This window comes from Roseateles sp. P5_D6, from assembly GCF_054049415.1.
In genome coordinates this window covers 1-19,153 of record NZ_JBFUMK010000022.1, presented here as the reverse complement: position 1 = coordinate 19,153, position 19,153 = coordinate 1, and the positions used below count along the sequence as shown (strand labels likewise).

General features: G+C 66.8%; 7 protein-coding genes. 3 read left to right on the top strand and 4 right to left on the bottom strand.

Going from position 1 to position 19,153, the window contains the following annotated elements; translation table 11 throughout:
• Nucleotides 1-6: 6 nt before the first annotated feature.
• The 4 genes from ACXJKM_RS24020 to scpA are packed head-to-tail and all read right to left on the bottom strand — an operon-like array spanning nt 7 to nt 3,957.
• A complete protein-coding gene (locus ACXJKM_RS24020) occupies nt 7-402 on the bottom strand; it encodes a VOC family protein (RefSeq protein ID WP_056196607.1) in 396 nt (131 codons plus the stop codon).
• Nucleotides 399-1,361, bottom strand: a complete 963-nt coding sequence (gene meaB, locus ACXJKM_RS24015) for a methylmalonyl Co-A mutase-associated GTPase MeaB (RefSeq protein WP_457355753.1) — start codon at nt 1,359-1,361, stop codon at nt 399-401. The genes ACXJKM_RS24020 and meaB overlap by 4 nt, the downstream gene beginning before the upstream one ends.
• Nucleotides 1,358-1,783 carry a GNAT family N-acetyltransferase gene (locus ACXJKM_RS24010; protein WP_457355751.1) on the bottom strand — a complete coding sequence of 142 codons (426 nt, stop codon included), beginning with the start codon at nt 1,781-1,783 and terminating at the stop codon, nt 1,358-1,360. Before ACXJKM_RS24010 ends, meaB begins: the two co-directional genes overlap by 4 nt.
• Nucleotides 1,783-3,957 (bottom strand): methylmalonyl-CoA mutase, encoded by a 2,175-nt coding sequence (scpA, locus tag ACXJKM_RS24005; RefSeq protein ID WP_457355749.1) that lies wholly within the window; start codon nt 3,955-3,957, stop codon nt 1,783-1,785. Before scpA ends, ACXJKM_RS24010 begins: the two co-directional genes overlap by 1 nt.
• An 83-nt stretch (nt 3,958-4,040) precedes the next feature.
• On the opposite strand from scpA, the gene ACXJKM_RS24000 reads away from it, so the two are divergent.
• The 3 genes from ACXJKM_RS24000 to ACXJKM_RS23990 all read left to right on the top strand — a co-directional run.
• On the top strand, nt 4,041-4,697 hold the full coding sequence (locus ACXJKM_RS24000; RefSeq protein ID WP_457325842.1) for a GntR family transcriptional regulator: 657 nt from the start codon (nt 4,041-4,043) through the stop codon (nt 4,695-4,697).
• A 318-nt stretch (nt 4,698-5,015) separates the two neighbouring features.
• Complete coding sequence (locus tag ACXJKM_RS23995) at nt 5,016-15,356, top strand: hypothetical protein (RefSeq protein ID WP_457355747.1); 10,341 nt, start codon at nt 5,016-5,018, stop codon at nt 15,354-15,356.
• A 343-nt stretch (nt 15,357-15,699) separates the two neighbouring features.
• Nucleotides 15,700-19,153 (top strand): beta strand repeat-containing protein (locus tag ACXJKM_RS23990; RefSeq protein ID WP_457355745.1); only part of this gene is annotated, 3,454 nt, incomplete at its 3' end.

The window sequence follows — 19,153 nt, the reverse complement described above, 5'->3', positions numbered from 1 at the left end:
ATGGGTTCAACCCTCGAACGGGAAATTGATCTCCACGCCATTACCGGCGGGGTCTTGGAAGAAGAACTGGTGCTGGCCGGTGACGGGCGAGCGGGACTCGTGGAAGCTCACGCCCAGCGCGCGCAGATGCGCCGCGGTGCCCACCGGGTCAGTGCCGAAGAAGGCCGTGTGGTCGTAGGTCGTCGGGGCGGCGGGGTTCACCGGGCCGCGCACCGCTTCATTGGCCCGCTGCGTGGACAGGTGGACGACCGGGTGGCCGCTGGCATAGAGCCAGTAGCCTGGGCTGTCGAAGTCCGGCCGCGGCCCTTGCTCGAGGCCGAGCACGTCGCGGTAGAAATCGCGCAGCACTGCGAGCAGCTCGGCGGGTGCGCGCAGATTGATGTGATGCAGGCCGGTGATCATGGGTTGCTCCTGAAGGTCGCCAGCAACTGGCGTGCCGCGGTGGATGCCGGCGTGCGGCCTTCCCGCACCGCTGCCGTTGCCGCTTCGAGTTGGTTCTTCACGCCGGGGTGCGCGACAAAGGCCTGCTTCAGGCCGGACTGGATGCGCGCCCACATCCACGCCAGGGACTGCTCGCGGCGCTTGGCCGCCCAGCCGCCGCTGCCTTCACTCGCTGTGCGCAGTGCAGTCAGCGCGTCCCACACGGGCGCTATGCCATCGGCCTTCAGCGCGCTGACCTTCATCACGCGATGGTTGGCGTGCGCATGCCTGGGCAACAGCCGCAACGCGGACGTGATCTGGGCCTGGGCACGCGTGGCGGCCACGTCGTCCAGGTCGGCCTTGTTGATGACGACCAAGTCGGCCAGTTCCATGACGCCCTTCTTGATGGCCTGCAAATCGTCGCCCGCGTTGGGCAGTTGCAGCAGCAGGTATAGGTCGGTCATGCCGGCCACGGCCGTCTCGCTCTGGCCGACGCCGACCGTCTCGACGATGACGACGTCATAGCCCGCCGCCTCGCACAGCAGCATGGCCTCGCGCGTCTTCTCGGCCACGCCGCCCAGCGTGCCACTGCTGGGACTGGGGCGGATGAAGGCGCGCTGGTCCATGGAAAGCCTTTCCATGCGCGTCTTGTCGCCCAGGATGGCACCGCCGGACAGCGTGCTCGACGGGTCCACCGTCAGCACCGCCACGCGGTGGCCACGTTCCAGCAGGAACATGCCGAAGGCTTCGATGAAGGTGCTCTTGCCCACGCCCGGAACGCCGGAGATGCCCAGGCGCAGCGCGCCGCCGGTGGCGGGCATCAGCGCCGTCAGCAGCGCGTCGGCCTGTTCGCGGTGATCGGCCCGGGTGGACTCGATCAGCGTGATGGCCTTGGCCAGCGCACGGCGGTCGCCGGCTTGCAAGGGTGCCGCAAGGCTCACTCGGCCTCCCAGCGGTATTCGGTGTCGAACTCCTGTTCTTCAACGACGCGGAAGCCGTGGCGGCGATAGAAGTCGTTCGCGCGGCTCTCGCGCAGCGCGGCCAGCGTGATGGGCAGGCCTTGCGACTTGATCTGGTCAAGCACCCACGCGCCCACGCCCTGCCCTTGGGCTGCTGGCCGCAGGTAGAGGTGATGCAGGCGCAGTTCGCCCTCGCGCGGCTCGACGGTGAAGTAGCCGACGCGCTCGCCATCCACCACAAGATGCTGCATCCACTCAGGGCGGAACTGGCTCTTCAGCCGCGCCCGCGCCACCTCGGGGTTGAAGCGACCGAGCCGCTCCAGGCTCTCGCGCAGCGCTTCCATGCGGATGCTGAGCATGGCCTCGAAGTCGGCGTCGGCGACGGGCGCCAGCGTCGGCACCATCAGGCCGCCGCCTGCAATCGGATCTGCTCCAGAACGTCCTTGGCGCTGGCCGGGATGGGCGTGCCCGGACCGTAGATGCCCTTCACGCCCGCCGCGTACAGCATGTCGTAGTCCTGGGCCGGGATGACGCCGCCCACGAACACGATGATGTCGTCCGCGCCCTGCTTCTTCAGCTCGGCAATGATGGCCGGCACCAGCGTCTTGTGCCCGGCCGCCAGCGTCGAGATGCCCACCGCGTGCACGTCGTTCTCTATGGCCTGGCGGGCGCATTCCTCGGGCGTCTGGAACAGCGGGCCGATGTCGACGTCAAAGCCCAGGTCGGCAAAGGCGGTGGCCACGACCTTGGCGCCACGGTCGTGGCCGTCCTGGCCGAGCTTGGCGATCATCACGCGCGGGCGGCGGCCTTGCTCGTCACCAAAGGCCGCGATCTCCTCCTGCAGCTTGGCCCAGCCCTCTGCCGAGTCGTAGGCGGCCGCGTAGACACCGCTGACCTTGTGCGTGTCGGCACGGTGGCGGCCGAATACGGCCTCCAGCGCGTCGGACACCTCGCCCACCGTCGCGCGAAGGCGCACGGCCTTGATGGACAGGTCCAGCAGGTTGCCTTCGCCAGTCTCCGCGGCCTGCGTCAGCGCGGCCAGCGCGGCCTGCACGGCGGCGGTGTCGCGCGTGGCCTTGATGCGGTTCAGGCGCTCGATCTGGCCGTCGCGCACCTTGACGTTGTCCACGTCCAGGATGTCGATGGGGTCTTCCTTGGCCAGCTTGTACTTGTTGACGCCGACGATGACGTCCTGGCCGGAATCGATGCGGGCCTGCTTCTCGGCTGCACTCGCCTCGATCTTCAGCTTGGCCCAGCCCGAGTCCACCGACTTGATCATGCCGCCCTGGGCATTGACCTCTTCGATGATCTCCCAGGCCTTGTCGGCCATGTCCTGGGTGAGCTTTTCCATCATGTAGCTGCCGGCCCAGGGGTCGACGACGCTGGTGATGTGGGTCTCTTCCTGGATGATGAGCTGGGTGTTGCGCGCGATGCGGCTGCTGAACTCGGTGGGCAGGGCAATGGCCTCGTCCAGCGAGTTGGTGTGCAGGCTCTGCGTGCCGCCGAACACGGCAGCCATGGCTTCGATGGTGGTGCGCACCACGTTGTTGTACGGGTCCTGGGCGGTCAGGCTCCATCCCGAGGTCTGGCAGTGGGTGCGCAGCATCAGGCTCTTAGGCGCGGTCGCGCCGAAGCTCTTCATGATGCGCGTCCACAGCAGCCGCGCCGCACGCATCTTGGCGATCTCGAGATAGAAGTTCATCCCGATGGCCCAGAAGAAGCTCAGGCGCGGCGCGAAGTCGTCGACGCTCAGGCCCTTGGCCATGGCCGTCTTCACATACTCCTGGCCGTCGGCCAGCGTGAAGGCCAGCTCCAGCGCCTGGTTGGCGCCCGCCTCCTGCATGTGATAGCCCGAGATGGAGATGGAGTTGAACTTGGGCATCTCCCGCGCCGTGTACTCAATGATGTCGCCGACGATGCGCATCGACGGCTCCGGCGGGTAGATATAGGTGTTGCGGACCATGAACTCCTTGAGGATGTCGTTCTGGATGGTCCCGGCCAGCTTGTCCTGCGACACGCCCTGCTCTTCCGCCGCCACCACATAGCCCGCCAGCACCGGCAGCACGGCGCCGTTCATCGTCATGGAGACGGAGACCTTGTCCAGCGGGATGCCGTCGAACAGGATCTTCATGTCCTCCACCGAGTCGATGGCCACGCCGGCCTTGCCGACGTCGCCGGTCACTCTGGGATGGTCGCTGTCGTAGCCGCGGTGGGTCGCCAGGTCAAAGGCCACCGACACGCCCTGGCCGCCGGCGGCGAGTGCCTTTCTATAAAAGGCATTGCTCTCCTCGGCGGTGGAGAAGCCAGCGTACTGGCGGATCGTCCAGGGCCGGGCGGCGTACATCGTCGCCTGCGGGCCGCGCAGGAAGGGCTCGAAGCCGGGCAGCGTGTCAGCGTGCGGCAGGTCGGCCACATCGGCCGCGGTGTAGAGCGGCTTGACCATCAACCCCTCGGGCGTCACCCAGTTCAGTGCCGCCACGTCACCGCCCGGGGCGGACTTGGCGGCGGCCTTGGTCCATTGCTCCAGCGTGGCAGTCTTGAACTCCGGGGCGTCCCCGGCGCGGCTGTCGTCCGACATCGAAACTCTCCTGTAACTGGGCCGGCATCTTAGCCGACTGATTATTCATAATTATGAATTCAGAATCGCTACACTCGGCCGCCATGCCCGGTTCCCTCGACCACGCCCCCCTCGCCGCCTCGGCTCTGTATGAGCAGGTGGCCGACCGTCTTCGCCAGCAGATCCTGGCGCGGGAGCTGGAGCCGGGGTCGTGGATCGACGAGCTCAAGCTCTGCGCCGAGCTGGGTATCAGCCGCACGCCCATGCGCGAGGCGCTGAAGGTGCTGGCCTCCGAGGGCCTGGTGACGATGAAGCTTCGGCGCGGCGCCTATGTGACGGAGATGAGCGAGCGGGACGTCAGGGAAGCCTACCAACTGCTCTCCCTTCTAGAAAGTGACGCCGCCGCCGAAATCTGTGTCCGGGCGACGGATGCCGAGTTGAACGAACTCGGCGAACTGCATCGCGCGCTGGAGGAGGCGTTGCCCGACCGGGACGCCTTCTTCGCCGCCAACGAACGCTTCCACCTGCGTGTGCTGGAGATCGACGGCAACCGCTGGCGGCTGCAGATCGTCGGTGACTTGCGGCGGCTGATGAAGCTCAATCGCCACCATTCGCTGTTCCGGGAGGGACGGCTGGCGGAGTCGCTGGAGGAACACCGCGCCATCGTCCAAGCGCTGCTTGCGCGCGATGCGCAAGCCTGCAGGCAGCTTGTCACGGCCCATTTTTGTAACGGACTGAGCGCCACCCAGACAGCTTTGTGAAGGCAGACGGGCGGTGCGTGAACTGCCACCGAAAGCCCGCGCTTATCGGCGTGTGGCTTCGCTAAGTCCTTACTAGCATGGCAATTACTGGGAAAACCACCCCCGGTCCGGGTGTTCGGGCCGTGGGCGGCGGCCTCGGTTCGGGTTGATTCCGGCCGATTTGAGACTTTGTTCCTCAAGTCAAGCGGGGCCGGCCCGATAACCGATCGAAGCACTTGAAATCTAGGGATACGGCCGTGCCACGGCATTGGCCGGCTGCCCCGGGTTGCAAGCCGCCACCTCCATGAGGGCGTGGCCGTCAGCACAGCAGGTACAACCATGGCAAGCATCGTCCCCTTCATTCCGGTCTCCAAGATCCCTGGCCTCACGACCACGTCGATCCGGGATTTCACGACCGAAGACTGGGCCGCCTTCAGCACCGACCAGCTGATTGCGCTGACCACCGTACAGGCCGCTGTGATCACCTCCAGCGGCCTTTCTGTCTTGAGCAGCGACCAACTGCGCGCTTTCCAGACCGAGGACCTGCGCGCCATTTCGACCGCCTCCATCGGCGGCTTCAATTCCGACCAGATCGGCGTCCTGACGACCGACCAGCTGCAGGCCCTGAGCACCGGCCAGATCCTGCAGCTGAGCACCGCGCAGTTGCAGGGCTTCAATGCCGCCGACATGGTGGCGCTGACCACCGCCCAGGTCGGCGCCCTGACTTCGACGCAGGCCAAGGGTTTCTCCACGGACCAGCTGTCGGCCCTGGAAGCGACGGACATCAAGTTCCTGTCCACGGCCGCGCTGCGCGCCCTGACCAGCACCCAGCTGGACGGTCTCACCAGCGACCAGCTGCGCGCCCTGTCTTCCAGCCAGATCCTCGCGCTGACCACCGCCCAGGTCAGCACCTTGAACACCGACGACCTCAACACCCTGACGTCGGACCAGTTCAACAAGTTCAGCACGGCCCAGGTGCAGTCGCTGACGACCAGCCAGCTCAGCCACCTGACGACGGATGGCCTGAACGCGATGGGCTCGGCCCAGTTCGCCGCTCTGTCCTCCCTGCAGGTCGGTTCGCTGACCTCCGACCAACTGCCCAAGATGGAGAGCGCCGATCTGCGCGCCATCACGACGGTGGCGCTGCGCGGCCTGAGTTCCGATCAGATCCAGACCCTCACCTCCGACGAGGTGGGCGCTTTGACGACCGGCCAGATCGCCGCGCTGACCACGGCCCAGGTGCGAGGCCTGACGGCTGGTGACATGACGGCCCTGGACACTGCCCAGGTGGCCGTGCTGAGCTCGGCCCAGGTCGCCCAGCTGAACACTGATCAGTTGTCCGCCATCGATGCGGCCGACATGAAGTCACTGACGACGGTCGCCCTGCGGGCGCTCACCAGCACCCAGCTGGACGGCCTGACCAGCGACCAGTTGCGTGCCCTGAGCTCGGGCCAGATCAATGCCCTGACCACCGACCAGGTCCGTACGCTGAACACGGACGACCTGAACAGCTTGTCGTCCGACCAGTTCAACAAGCTCTCCACCGCCCAGGTCGCCGTGCTGACGACGGCCCAGTTGAGCCACCTGACGACGGACAGCCTCAACGCGATGGGCTCGACCCAGTTCGCCGCGCTGAACTCGGCCCAGTTCAGCGCGCTGACGTCCGACCAGCTGCCGACGATGGAGACGGCCGACCTGCGCGCCGTCACGACCGCGGCACTGCGCGGCCTCTCCTCCGACCAGATCCAGACCCTGACCTCCGACGAGGTGGGCGCCCTGACGACGGGCCAGATCGCCGCCTTGACGACGGCCCAGGTCAAGGGCCTGACGGCCGGCGACATGACGGCCCTGGGCACCGCCCAGATCGCCGCCCTGGGCTCGGCCCAGGTGTCGGCCCTGAACACCGACCAGCTGTCGGCCATCGAGGCCGCCGACATGAAGTCGCTGAGCACGGCCGCCTTGCGTGGCCTGACCAGCACCCAGCTGGATGGCCTGACCAGCGATCAACTGCGTGCCCTGACCTCTGGCCAGATCAACGCGCTGACGACCGACCAGATCCGCACGCTGAACACGGACGACCTCAACAGCCTGGCGTCCGACCAGTTCAACAAGCTCTCCACCGCCCAGGTCGCCGCGCTGACGACGGCGCAGCTGAGCCACCTGACGACGGACAGCCTCAACGCCATGGGCTCGGCCCAATTCGCGACGCTGAACTCCACGCAGTTCGGCTCGCTGACCTCTGACCAGCTGCCGACGATGGAGACGGCCGACCTGCGCGCCGTCACGACCGCGGCACTGCGCGGCCTCTCCTCCGACCAGATCCAGACGCTGACCTCCGACGAGGTGGGCGTCCTGACCACGGGCCAGATCGCTGCGCTGACCACGGCCCAAGTGCAAGGCCTGACGGCCGGCGACATGACGGCCCTGGGCACCGCCCAGATCGCCGCCCTGGGCTCGGCCCAGGTGTCGGCCCTGAACACCGACCAGTTGTCCGCCATCGAGGCGGCTGACATGAAATCGCTGAGCACGGCCGCCCTGCGTGGCCTGACCAGCACCCAGCTGGACGGCCTCACCAGCGACCAGCTGCGCGCCCTAACCTCCAGCCAGATCAACGCGCTGACGACCGACCAGGTCCGCACGCTGAACACGGACGACCTCAACAGCCTCACGTCCGACCAGTTCAACAAGCTTTCCACCGCCCAGGTCGCCGTGCTGACGACGGCCCAGTTGAGCAGCCTGGCCACCGACAACCTCAACGCGATGGGTTCGGCCCAGTTCGCGACGCTGAACTCCAGCCAGTTCGGTTCGCTGACGTCGGACCAGTTGCCCAAGATGGAGACGGCCGACCTGCGCTCGGTCACGACCGCCGCGTTGCGCGGCCTCTCTTCCGACCAGATCCTGACGCTGAGCTCCGACGAGGTGTCCAGCCTCACGACCGCCCAGATCGGCTCACTCAGCACATCTCAAGTGCAGGGCCTGACGGCCGGCGACATGACCGCCCTGGGCACCGCCCAGATCGGCGTGCTGAGCTCGACCCAGGCCCAGGCGCTGAACACCGACCAGTTGGCCGCCATCGAGACCGGCGACGTCCGCTTCCTGTCCACGGCCGCCCTGCGCGCCCTGACCAGCACACAGCTGGATGGCCTCACCTCCGACCAACTGCGCGCCCTCTCCTCCAGCCAGATCAACTCGCTGACCACTGCCCAGGTCAGCACGTTGAACACCGACGACCTGAACAGCTTCACGTCCGACCAGTTCAACAAGCTGTCCACCGCCCAGGTCCAGTCGCTGACGACCACCCAGCTCAGCCATCTGGCCACCGACAGCCTCAATGCGATGGGCTCATCGCAGTTCGCGACGCTGAGCTCGGCCCAGTTCGGTTCGCTGACCAGCGACCAGTTGCCCAAGCTGGAGACGGCCGACCTGCGCGCCGTCACGACCGCGGCCCTGGCCGGCCTGACCTCCGACCAGATCCTGACGCTGACCTCCGACGAGGTGGCCGGCCTGTCGACCGGCCAGATCGCCTCGCTGTCGGCCAGCCAGGTCAAGGGCCTGACGGCCGGCGACATGACGGCGCTGAGCAGCGCCCAGGTGGCCGCCCTGAGTTCGGTTCAAGCCGCGGCACTGAACACCGACCAGCTGTCCGCCATCGATGCGGCCGACATGAAGTCGATGACGACGGCCGCCCTGCGCGCCCTGTCGAGCACCCAGATCGATGGCCTGACCAGCGACCAGTTGCGCGCCCTCACCAGCGCCCAGCTCAACGCGCTGACCACCAGCCCGCAGATCGTCGGCCTCAACACCGATGACCTCAATGTCCTGACGACGGACCAGATTGCCCGACTGTCGACCGCGCAGATCCAGGCGCTGACGACCACGCAGCTGAGCAACCTGGTCACCGACAGCCTGAATGCGATGGGCTCGGCCCAGTTCGCCACGCTGTCTTCCAGCCAGTTCGGCTCGCTGACGACCGACCAGCTCTCCAAGATGGAGACGGCCGACCTGCGCGCGGTCACGACCGCTGCACTGCGCGGCCTGAGTTCCGATCAGGTCCAGTCGCTGAGCTCGGACGAAGTGAGTTCGTTGACCACTGCCCAGGTGGCCGCACTGACGACGGCCCAGGTCAAGGGCCTGACGGCCGGCGACATGACGGCGCTCGGTACCGCCCAGGTGGCCGCTCTGAGCTCGGCCCAGGCCCAGAACCTGTCGACCGACCAGCTCTCCGCCATCGAAGCCGCCGACATGAAGTCGCTGACGACGGCCGCCCTGCGTGCCCTGTCCAGCACCCAGCTCGACGGCCTGACCTCGGACCAGCTGCGCGCGCTGAGCTCCAGCCAGATCAACTCGCTGACCACCGACCAGGTCCGCACGCTGAACACGGACGACCTCAACAGCCTCACGTCCGACCAGTTCAACAAGCTCTCCACCGCCCAGGTGCAGGTGCTGACGACTGCTCAGCTGAGCAACCTGACGACGGACAACCTCAACGCGATGGGCTCGGCCCAGTTCGCCACGCTGAATTCGTCGCAACTGGGTTCGCTGACGTCGGACCAGTTGCCCAAGATGGAGACGGCCGATCTGCGCGCCGTCACGACTGCGGCACTGGCGGGCCTGAGCTCCGACCAGATCCTGACGCTGACCTCCGACGAGGTGGCGGGCCTGTCCACGGGACAGATTGCTTCGCTGTCCGCCACGCAAGTCAAGGGCCTGACGGCCGGTGACATGACGGCCCTGTCCACGGCCCAGGTTGGCGTGCTGAGCTCTAGCCAAGCGGCCGCATTGAGCACGGATCAGCTGTCAGCCATCGAGGCGGCCGACATGAAGTCGCTGACGACGGCCGCCCTGCGCGCCCTGTCCAGCACCCAGTTGGACGGCCTGACCTCGGACCAGTTGCGCGCGCTGAGCTCCAGCCAGATCAACTCGCTGACCACCGACCAGGTCCGCACGCTGAACACGGACGATCTCAACAGCCTGTCGTCCGACCAGTTCAACAAGCTTTCCACTGCCCAGATCCAGGTGCTGACGACCACTCAGCTCAGCAACCTGACGACGGACAACCTCAACGCCCTGGGCACAGCCCAGTTCGCATCGCTGAATTCCACGCAATTCGGTTCACTGACGTCTGACCAGTTGCCCAAGCTGGAAACCGCCGACCTGCGCGCCGTCACGACGGCCGCGCTGCGCGGCCTCTCCTCGGATCAGGTGCTGACGCTGAGCTCCGATGAGGTGTCCAGCCTCACGACCGCCCAGATCGGCTCGCTGACCACCAGCCAGATCCAAGGCCTGACGGCTGCCGACATGACGGCCCTGGGCACCGCCCAGGTGGCCGTGCTGAGTTCGGCTCAGGCACAGTCGCTGTCCACCGACCAGCTGTCGGCCATCGACGCGGCCGACATGAAGTCGTTGACGACGGCCGCCCTGCGCGCCCTGAGCAGCACCCAGCTCGACGGCCTGACCAGCGACCAGCTGCGTGGCCTGACCAGCACCCAGCTCAACGCGCTGACGACCAGCCCGCAGATCGTCAGCCTCAACACGGACGACCTCAACGTTCTGACGACGGATCAGATCTCCCGCCTGTCGACCTCGCAGATCCAGGCGCTGACGACGACGCAGCTGTCCAACCTGGCCACGGACAGCCTCAACGCGATGGGCTCGGCCCAGTTCGCGACACTGTCCTCCAGCCAGTTCGGCTCGCTGACGACCGACCAGCTGTCCAAGCTCGAGACGGCCGACCTGCGTGCCGTCACGACCAATGCGCTGCGCGGCCTGAGTTCCGACCAGGTCCAGTCGCTGACCTCCGACGAGGTGTCCAGCCTGTCCACGGGCCAGGTGACGGCCTTCACGACCGCCCAGGTCAAGGGTCTCACCGCCGCCGACATGACGGCGCTCGGCACCGCCCAGGTGGCGGCGCTGAACTCGGCCCAGGCCGCTGCGCTGAACACGGACCAGCTCTCGGCCATCGATGCGGCCGACATGAAGTCGCTGACGACGGCCTCCCTGCGTGCGCTGTCCAGCGCCCAGATCGATGGCCTGACCAGCGATCAGCTGCGGGCGCTGACCAGCGCCCAGCTCAATGCGCTGACCACCAGCCCGCAGATCGTCAGCCTTAGCACCGATGACCTGAACGTGCTGACGACGGATCAGATCGCCCGCCTGTCGACCTCGCAGATCCAGGCGCTGACGACGACCCAGCTGAGCAACCTGGTCACCGACAGCCTCAACGCGATGGGCTCGGCCCAGTTCGCCACGCTGTCTTCCAACCAGTTCGGCGCCCTGGGCACCGATCAGCTCTCCAAGATGGAGACGGCCGATCTGCGCGCCGTCACGACCAATGCGCTGCGCGGCCTGAGCTCCGATCAGGTCCAGTCGCTGACGTCCGACGAAGTCGGTTCGATGACGACGGCCCAGATCGCCACGTTGACGACGGCCCAGGTCAAGGGCCTGACGGCTGGCGACATGACGGCCCTGGGAACGGCCCAGGTGGCCGCGTTGAGCTCGGCCCAGGCCCAGAACCTGTCGACCGACCAGCTGTCCGCCATCGAAGCCGCCGACATGAAGTCGCTGACGACGGCGGCTCTGCGCTCGCTGTCCAGCACCCAGCTCGACGGCCTGACCTCCGACCAACTGCGCGCGCTGAGCTCCAGCCAGATCAACTCGCTGACCACCGACCAGGTCCGCACGCTGAACACGGACGACCTCAACAGCCTCACGTCCGACCAGTTCAACAAGCTCTCCACCGCCCAGGTGCAGGTGCTGACGACCGCTCAGCTGAGCAACCTGACGACGGACAACCTCAATGCGATGGGCTCGGCCCAGTTCGCCACGCTGTCGTCCACCCAGTTCGGTTCGCTTACGTCCGACCAGTTGCCCAAGCTGGAGACGGCCGACCTGCGCGCCGTCACGACCGCCGCACTGCGCGGCCTGAGCTCGGACCAGATCCTGACGCTGAGCTCCGATGAGGTCTCCAGCCTGAGCACCGCCCAGATCGGTTCGCTCACGACGTCCCAGGTCCAGGGCCTGACGGCCGCTGACATGACGGCCCTGGGCACCGCCCAGGTGGCCGTGCTGAGCTCGGCCCAGGCGGCCGCACTGAACACGGATCAACTGTCCGCCATCGACGCGGCTGACATGAAGTCGCTGACAACGGCCGCCCTGCGCGCCCTCAGCAGCACCCAACTCGACGGCCTGACCTCGGATCAGTTGCGGGCCCTGTCTTCCAGCCAGATCAATGCCCTGACCACCGACCAGGTCCGCACGCTGAACACGGACGACCTCAACAGCCTGTCGTCCGACCAGTTCAACAAGCTCTCCACCGCCCAGGTCCAGGTGCTGACCACCACGCAGCTCAGCAACCTGACGACAGACAACCTGAATGCGATGGGTTCGGCCCAGTTCGCCTCGCTGTCATCCACCCAGTTCGGTTCGCTGACCTCCGACCAGTTGCCCAAGCTCGAGACAGCCGACCTGCGTGCGGTCACGACCGCCGCGCTGCGCGGCCTGAGTTCGGACCAGATCCTGACGCTGAGTTCCGATGAAGTCTCCAGCCTCAGCACCGCCCAGATCGGCTCGCTGACGACGTCGCAGGTCCAGGGATTGACGGCCGCCGACATGACGGCCCTGTCCACGGCCCAGGTTGCTGTGCTGAGCTCGGCCCAGGCCCAGTCGCTGTCCACCGACCAGCTGTCGGCCATCGACGCCGTCGACATGAAGTCGTTGACGACGGCCGCGTTGCGAGCCCTGTCCAGCACTCAGATCGATGGCTTGACCAGCGATCAGCTGCGCGGCCTCACCAGCACCCAGCTCAACGCGCTGACCACCAATCCGCAGATCATCGGCCTCAACACCGATGACCTGAACGTGCTGACGACGGACCAGATCGCCCGCCTGTCGACCTCGCAGATCCAGGCGCTGACGACCTCGCAGCTGAGCAACCTGGTCACCGACAGCCTCAACGCGATGGGCTCGGCCCAGTTCGCGACGCTGTCGTCCAGCCAGTTCGGCTCGCTGACGACCGACCAGCTGTCCAAGCTGGAAACAGCCGATCTGCGCGCCGTCACGACCAACGCGCTGCGCGGCTTGAGTTCCGACCAGGTGCAGTCGCTGACCTCCGACGAGGTGTCCAGCCTGTCCACGGGCCAGGTGGCGGCCTTCACGACCGCCCAGGTCAAGGGCCTCACCGCGGCCGATATGACCGCCCTGTCCACCGCTCAGGTCGCGGCGCTGAGCTCGGCGCAGGCCCAGAACCTGTCGACCGACCAACTCTCGGCCATCGATGCGGCTGACATGAAGTCGCTGACGACGGCGGCTCTTCGGGCCCTCGGCAGCACACAGCTGGACGGCCTGACCAGCGACCAACTGCGCGCCCTGACAAGTGCTCAGATCAACTCGCTGACGACCGACCAGGTCCGCACGTTGAACACGGACGACCTCAACAGCCTCACGTCCGACCAGTTCAACAAGCTCTCCACCGCCCAGGTCGCCGTACTGACGACGGCCCAGCTGAGCAGCTTGGCCAGCGACAACCTCAACGCCATGGGGACGGCCCAGTTCGCGACGCTGAACTCCAGTCAGTTCGGTTCGCTGACCACTGACCAACTGCCCAAGATGGAGACGGCCGACCTGCGCGCCGTCACCACGGCAGCGCTGCGTGGCCTGTCTTCGGATCAGATCCTGACACTGAGCTCCGACGAGGTCTCCAGCCTCAGCACCGCCCAGATCGGCTCGCTCACGACGTCCCAGGTCCAGGGCCTGACGGCCGCCGACATGACGGCCCTGGGCACCGCCCAGGTGGCCGTGCTGAACTCCGCCCAGGCGTTTGCGCTGAGCACCGATCAGCTGTCCGCCATCGAGACCGGCGACATCCGCTTCCTGACCACGACCGCGCTGCGCGCCCTGACCAGCACCCAGCTGGATGGCCTGACCAGCGACCAGCTGCAATCGCTGACCTCGGCGCAGGTGAACTCGCTGACGACGGCCCAGTTGTCGACGATGAACAGCGACGACCTGAACGCGTTCACGACCGACCAGTTCGCTCGCATGAGCACGGGTCAGGTCCAGGCGTTGACGGCCGGCCAGCTGTCGCACCTGACGACGGACGACCTGACCGCCCTGGGAACACAGCACTACGCGGTGATGAACGCGACCCAGTTCGGTTCGCTGACAACCGACCAGCTGCCGAATCTGCAGACGGCCGACCTGCGTGCGGTGACGACGGCGGCGCTGTCGAGCCTGAACTCGGATCAGATCGCCTCGCTGCAGACCGAGCACATCGCCGCGCTCAGCACGGCCCAGGTGTTGTCGCTGTCCACCGCACAGATCCAGGGCCTGGCCGCAGCCGACCTGACGGCCATGGGCTCGGCGCAGATCTCGGTGCTGACCACGGCCCAGGTGAATTCGCTGTCCACCGACCAGATCGTGGCCATCGACTCCGACGACCTGGCCAAGCTGACTTCGGCATCGCTGCAGGCCATCACCAACACCCAGCTGGGTGCGCTGACCACCGATCAGCTGACCGGCCTGGGCACCCGCGTGTCGGTGCTGACGACCAGCCAGATCAACAACCTGGCCACCGACGACCTGAACACCTTCACGACGGCGCAGTTCGCGTCCCTGACCTCCACCCAGGTCAAGGCCTTCACGAACTCGCAGATCGCGGCGCTGGAAACCGACGACCTGCGCGCACTGACCACGGCCCACGTCGCCGCGATGAGCAATGCGCAGATCCAAGCCATCACCAGCGACCAGTTCAGCACGCTGAAGGCGACGCAGATCACGGCGCTGACCACGGCGCAGGCGGCGGCCTTGACCACGGATCAGATCCACAGCCTCACGACCGATCAGATCAGCGGCCTGGAAACCCGCGACATCACCGCCATGAGCATGGCTCAGCTCGACGCGCTGCAAGGCACGACCTTCGGCGAAATGAGCGCGGCGCAGATGAACGCCTACTTCAACGTCACGCCCATCGTGCTCGACCTGGATGGCCACGGCGTCAACACGCTGGCCGCCGCCCAGGGTGTCAGCTTCGACCTGGTGGGCACCGGCCAGGCCAACAAGGTGGGCTGGGTGGCTGGCGGCGATGGCCTGCTGGTGATGGACCGCAACCATGACGGCCTCATCAACAGCGGCGGTGAACTCTTCGGCATGGGCACCGTGCTGGCCAACGGCAAGCATGCCAAGGATGGCTACGCCGCCATGGCCGAACAGGACAGCAACCATGACGGCAAGCTCGACAGCCACGACGCCAACTGGAAGCAGCTGCAGGTCTGGGTCGACGCCAACCACGACGGCAAGACCGACGCCGGCGAGCTGAAGACGCTGGACCAGCTGGGCATCACCTCGCTCGACCTGAACGCCACCAAGGGCTCCGGGTCAGACAGCGGCAACCTCATCGGCCTGGTGTCCAGCTACACGACGACCGACGGCAGCAAGCACGACGTGGCCGACGTCTGGTTCGCCAAGGACGTGCAGCCGCAGAAGGCCGATGACGGCAAGGACGCGACGGTCAGCCTGCACGACGTGCTGGCACCGCCGACCGCCCCGCTGCTCGGTGCCGAGCACGTCGACCTGGCCAAGGCGGCCGTGCCGCACCCGTCGGCCGACGCCCACCTTGCGGCCATCGACCGCAAGCTGGCCGAGGACGACGAGCACCGGCGCAACAACGGCGGCAACTGGGTGTGAAGTCCGTGAATTCGTTCAAACCCATTCGGCGCAGCTGCCGAACGGTCGACCTTGGGTCGAGAAACCCGGTCTTTTTGCCGATTGGTTCCGAGGACTCGTCCCTAGCATGACAACACGAGCCCACCTCATCGCGGCGCTCCAGGCGGGATCGCATCCCGCCTGCGGCCGCATTGGGTTGGGTTCGGGTTTCAATTTTTTTGTATCTCTGGCACGTCTTGGCTGCTCGACGCGCCGGGGCACAGGCTCCGCTCAGAACAACGCCTCCAGTTTCGGGGGTGGGCCAGCGATGGTCCAACGCCGCCACGCCGCAAGGCAAGGCGGCCATCAGTACAGGTGAGAAAACATGTCAACCGTCATCCCCGGCATTTCGCCATCTGTCATCTCGACTCTGAGCACGGACACGATCCGGGGGTGGTCGACGGAAGACTACGCCGCCCTCAGCACCGACCAGCTGATCGCGTTCACCACCGCGCAGGCCTCGGTCATCCTTTCCAGCAGCCTGGCGGTCCTGAAGAGCGACCAGATCCGGGCCTTCCAGACCGAAGACCTGCGGGCCATCGCGACCAGCGCCCTTGCCGGCTTCAGCTCTGACCAGATCCAGGCCCTGAAGACCGACCAGGTCCAGGCCCTGAGCACCTCGCAGATCGCCGTCCTGTCGACGGCCCAGATCCAGGGCCTGAGCAGCGCCGACATGGTGGCGCTGACCTCCGCCCAGATCGGCGCGCTGACGTCCGCCCAGCTGGGCAACCTCTCCACGGCCCAGATCGCCGCCATCGAGACGGCCGACATCAAGTCGATCACCACCGCCGCGCTGCGCAACCTGTCGTCCACCCAGCTGGACGCCTTCACCAGCGACCAGCTCCGCGCCCTTTCCAGTGGCCAGGTCAATTCGCTGACGACGAGTCAAGTCAATACGCTCGGCACGGCTGACCTGAACAGCCTGAGCAGCAGCCAGTTCGCCAACCTCTCCACAGCCCAGGCCCAGGCCCTGACCGCCACCCAGCTCGGCAACCTGGCCACCGACAACCTGAACGCGCTGGGCACGGGCCATTTCGCCGTGCTGTCGTCGACCCAGTTCGGCGGGCTGACGACCAGTCAGCTGGCCAAGCTTGAGACCGCTGACCTGCGTGCGGTCACGACCGCCGCCCTCAACGGTCTGTCATCCGACCAGGTCGGCGCCCTGGCCAGCGACGCCGTGGGCTCGCTGACCACCGCACAGGTTGGCTCGCTGGGTACCGCCCAGATCAAGGGCCTGACCACGGGCGACATGGTCGCCCTGACCTCGGCCCAGGTCGCCTCGCTGACCTCGACCCAGGCCGGCAGCCTTTCCACGGCCCAGATTGCCGCCATCGAGACGGCTGACATCAAGTCGCTGACGACCGGCGCCCTGCGCAATCTGTCGTCCGACCAGCTCGATGCCTTCACCAGCGATCAGCTGCGCGCGCTGAGCAGCGGTCAGGTCAATTCGCTGACAACCGGCCAGATCAACACCCTGGGCACGGCCGACCTGAACAGCCTGACCAGCAGCCAGTTCTCCAATCTGTCCTCGGGCCAGGTCCAGGCGCTGACCAACACCCAGCTTGCCAATCTGGCGACGGACAACCTCAACGCCCTGGGCACCGCCCAATTCGCGGCCCTGTCGTCCAGCCAATTCGGTGCGCTGACCACCGGCCAGCTGGGCAAGCTGGAAACGGCCGACCTGCGCGCCGTCACGACGGCAGCCCTCAATGGTCTGTCCTCCGACCAGGTCGGCGCCCTCGCCAGCGACGCCGTTGGCTCGTTGACCACGGCACAAGTCGCCTCGCTGGGCACCGCCCAGATCAAGGGCCTGACCACGGGTGACATGGTCGCCATGACCTCGGCCCAGATGGCTTCGCTGACCTCGACCCAGGCCGGCACCCTGTCCACCGCCCAGCTCGCCGCCATCGAGACCGCCGACGTCAAGTCGCTGACGACCGGCGCCCTGCGCAATCTGTCCTCCGACCAGCTCGATGCCTTCACCAGCGACCAATTGCGTTCGCTGAGCAGCGGCCAGATCAACTCGCTGACAACCAGCCAGATCAATACGCTGGGCACGGCTGACCTGAACAGCCTGACCAGCAGCCAGTTCGCCAACCTGTCCACGGCCCAAGCCCAGGCGCTGACCAACACGCAGCTCGGCAACCTCGCCACCGACAACTTGAACGCGCTGGGCACAGCCCAGTTCGCGGCCCTGTCGTCCAGCCAGTTCGGCGCGCTGACCACTGGCCAGTTGGGCAAGCTCGAGACGGCCGATCTGCGCGCCGTCACCACCGCGGCCCTCAACGGCCTGTCTTCCGACCAGGTCGGCGCCCTGGCCAGTGATGCCGTGGGCTCGCTGACAACCGCGCAAGTCGCCTCGCTGGGCACCGCCCAGGTCAAGGGCCTGACCACCGGCGATATGGTCGCCCTGACCTCGGGCCAGATCGCCTCGCTGAACTCCACCCAAGCCGGCACCTTGTCGACCGCCCAGTTGGCGGCCATCGAGACCGCCGATGTCAAGTCGCTGACCACCGGCGCCCTGCGCAACCTGTCTTCCGATCAGCTCGACGCCTTCACCAGCGACCAGCTGCGCGCCTTGAGCAGCGGCCAGGTCAACTCGCTGACGACGGCCCAGGTCAACACGCTGGGCACGGCCGACCTGAACAGCCTCTCCAGCAGCCAGTTCGCCAACCTGTCCTCGGCCCAAGTCCAGGCACTGACCAACACCCAGCTCAGCAACCTCGCGACCGACAACCTCAACGCGCTGGGCACCGCCCAGTTCGCGGCGATGAGCTCCAGCCAGTTCGGTGCACTGACCACCAGCCAGCTCGGCAAGCTCGAAACGGCCGACCTGCGCGCCGTCACCACCGCTGCACTCAACAACCTGTCGTCCGACCAGGTCGGTGCCTTGGCCAGCGACGCCGTCGGCTCGCTGACCACGGCCCAAGTCGCCTCGCTGGGCACCGCCCAGATCAAGGGCCTGACCACGGGTGACATGGTCGCCCTGACCTCGGGTCAGGTCGCTGCACTGAACTCCACGCAGGCGGGCAGCCTGTCCACCGCGCAAATCGCTGCGATCGAGACCGCCGACGTCAAGTCGCTGACGACGGGGGCCCTGCGCAACCTGTCGTCCGACCAGCTCGACGCTTTCACCAGCGACCAGTTGCGYGCACTCAGCAGCGGCCAGATCAATTCGCTGACCACGAGCCAGATCAACACCCTGGGCACGGCCGACCTSAACAGCCTSASCAGYGGCCAGTTCGCCAACCTGTCSTCSGCSCARGTCCAGGCRCTGACCAACACCCAGCTCGCCAATCTCGCGACCGACAACCTCAACGCGCTGGGCACCGCCCAGTTCGCGGCGCTGAACTCCAGCCAGTTCGGTGCACTGACCACCAGCCAGCTGGGCAAGCTGGAAACGGCCGACCTGCGCGCCGTCACGACGGCAGCCCTCAATGGCCTGTCTTCCGACCAGGTCGGCTCCCTGGCCAGCGATGCCGTCGGCTCGTTGACCACGGCGCAAGTCGCCTCGCTGGGCACCGCCCAGATCAAGGGCCTGACCACGGGTGACATGGTCGCCCTGACCTCGGGCCAGATCGCCTCGCTGAACTCCACCCAAGCCGGCACCTTGTCGACCGCCCAGTTGGCGGCCATCGAGACCGCCGACGTCAAGTCGCTGACGACGGGTGCCCTGCGCAACCTGTCGTCCGACCAGCTCGACGCTTTCACCAGCGACCAGTTGCGCGCACTCAGCAGCGGCCAGATCAATTCGCTGACCACGAGCCAGATCAACACCC

Bases quoted from the DNA above. Each gene is read 5' to 3' on its own strand.
- ACXJKM_RS24000 (WP_457325842.1), top strand. From the start codon at position 4,041: ATGCCCGGTTCCCTCGACCACGCCCCCCTCGCCGCCTCGGCTCTGTAT.
- ACXJKM_RS24020 (WP_056196607.1), bottom strand. From the start codon at position 402: ATGATCACCGGCCTGCATCACATCAATCTGCGCGCACCCGCCGAGCTG.
- ACXJKM_RS24010 (WP_457355751.1), bottom strand. From the start codon at position 1,783: ATGGTGCCGACGCTGGCGCCCGTCGCCGACGCCGACTTCGAGGCCATG.
- ACXJKM_RS23995 (WP_457355747.1), top strand. From the start codon at position 5,016: ATGGCAAGCATCGTCCCCTTCATTCCGGTCTCCAAGATCCCTGGCCTC.
- scpA (WP_457355749.1), bottom strand. From the start codon at position 3,957: ATGTCGGACGACAGCCGCGCCGGGGACGCCCCGGAGTTCAAGACTGCC.